This window comes from Pseudomonas sp. ABFPK (assembly GCF_001586765.1).
Taxonomy (GTDB): Bacteria; Pseudomonadota; Gammaproteobacteria; order Pseudomonadales; family Pseudomonadaceae; genus Aquipseudomonas; species Aquipseudomonas asiatica.
Genome location: NZ_LQXW01000072.1, coordinates 1 through 1,715, shown reverse-complemented (window position 1 = coordinate 1,715; position 1,715 = coordinate 1). Strand labels below are relative to the sequence as shown.

The following is a 1,715-nucleotide window of genomic DNA, read 5'->3' as shown; positions in this document are numbered from 1 at the left end:
AACACGGAGAACCGGTCGAAAAAGCTCTCCGTACATGATTTTTCGGTCACTTTTCGTCCAATGACGCTGTAGGTGCCTGGAAAATTGCAACTTGCCGCGGCTGCACGACAAGTTGATCGGAGCATCCCTAGCGCGGTTTATCGTTGGGGATGACTGGCGTGGCCAGACCCTCTATTCGCGTTTGACTTCGGAGCACCATGCAGCGTCAGGGGGATTGGGCCTTGGCCTGTTCATCGTCGGTGAAATTGTTGCCCGACATGGTGGTGCCATCGATGTCGAATCCAGTGTGCAGTATGGCAGTGTGTTCCGATTCTCGCTTCCAACCTCATAGTCCACGCGATCCCTGCTCCGGTGGGAGCGACAGCATTTAGCGCCACCGGTCTGCCTCTACCATCAACATGCTGAACGTACTGACGCTGCATTCACCTGAACAGAGTAGGGCGCATTTCTGTAGCCCCTGACGATCGGGAGTTCAGCATGAAAGCAATCGTGTACAACGGCCCACGTGACGTCTCGGTCAAGGATGTACCGGACGCGAAAATCGAAAAGCCTATGGACGTGCTGGTACGCATTACCACGACCAACATCTGCGGTTCTGATTTGCACATGTACGAGGGCCGAACCTCGTTCGAAGCCGGGAGAGTTTTTGGTCACGAAAATCTCGGTGAGGTAATCGAGGTAGGGGCAGGGGTCGACCGGGTCAAAGTCGGTGACCGAGTCTGTCTACCTTTCAATATCGGCTGCGGGTTCTGTGAGAACTGTGAGAAAGGCCTCACTGGATTCTGCCTTACAGCGAATCCTGGTGCTGCGGGCGCGGCTTACGGTTTTGCCGAGATGGGCCCGTATCAGGGCGGGCAGGCCGAGCTGCTGCGTGTGCCCTATGCGGATTTCAACTGCCTGGTGCTGCCGGAAGATGCCCAGGAGCGTGAGGATGACTATGTCATGCTCTCGGATATCTTCCCTACAGGCTGGCATGCAACAGAGCTTGCCGGTTTGCTGCCGGGTGAAAGCATTGCGATTTACGGCGCAGGGCCTGTCGGCCTGATGGCGGCCCATTCGGCAATCATCAAAGGCGCGTCCCAGGTGTTTGTCATCGACAACCAACCGGATCGCCTGCAACTCGCCGCGCAGCTTGGCGCAACCCCTATCAATGCAGTCGAGCAGAAGGCCGTGGAAGAGATCATGAACCTTACTCACGGCAAAGGCACCGACAGAGGCTGTGAGTGCGTCGGTTACCAGTGCTGCGACAAGCATGGCCATGAAGCGAACTACCTCACCATGAACAACTTGGTCGCTTCAACCAAGGCCACTGGTGGCATAGGCGTGGTTGGAGTGTTCGTGCCAGAGGATCCTGGAGCGAAAAACGAACTGGCGAAGCAGGGCAAGATGGCCTTCGACTTCGGTGCGTTCTGGTTCAAGGGCCAACAGATCCGGACAGGCCAGGCGAATGTGAAGGCCTATAATCGCCGCCTGGCAGAGCTCATCCATCATGGGCGCGCCAAGCCCTCGCAGATCATTTCCCATCGTTTGAAACTGGCCGAAGGCCCAGATGCCTACAAGCACTTTGATGCGCGGGATGATGGCTGGATGCGGATTCCACGGTCATCTGGCCACCCATTCCATAAGCATCTGACCACCGATTCCACGGTGATCCGGCCACCCATTCCACGCGTATCCGACCACTGATTCCACGGTCATCCGGCCACTCAACCGGG

1 protein-coding gene and 1 pseudogene are annotated in these 1,715 nt (G+C 57.0%); both read left to right on the top strand.

Annotated features, from left to right (window positions below; all coding sequences use genetic code 11):
- The first annotated feature begins 91 nt into the window (after positions 1-91).
- The gene (locus tag WM94_RS31255; RefSeq protein ID WP_306659661.1) at positions 92-331 is read left to right on the top strand and encodes a sensor histidine kinase; all 240 of its coding nucleotides are present in this window, start codon (positions 92-94) and stop codon (positions 329-331) included.
- Positions 332-477: 146 nt separating this feature from the next.
- Positions 478-1,596 (top strand): annotated as a pseudogene (locus WM94_RS26705) (glutathione-independent formaldehyde dehydrogenase); the annotation flags it as partial.
- Positions 1,597-1,715: the final 119 nt, after the last annotated feature.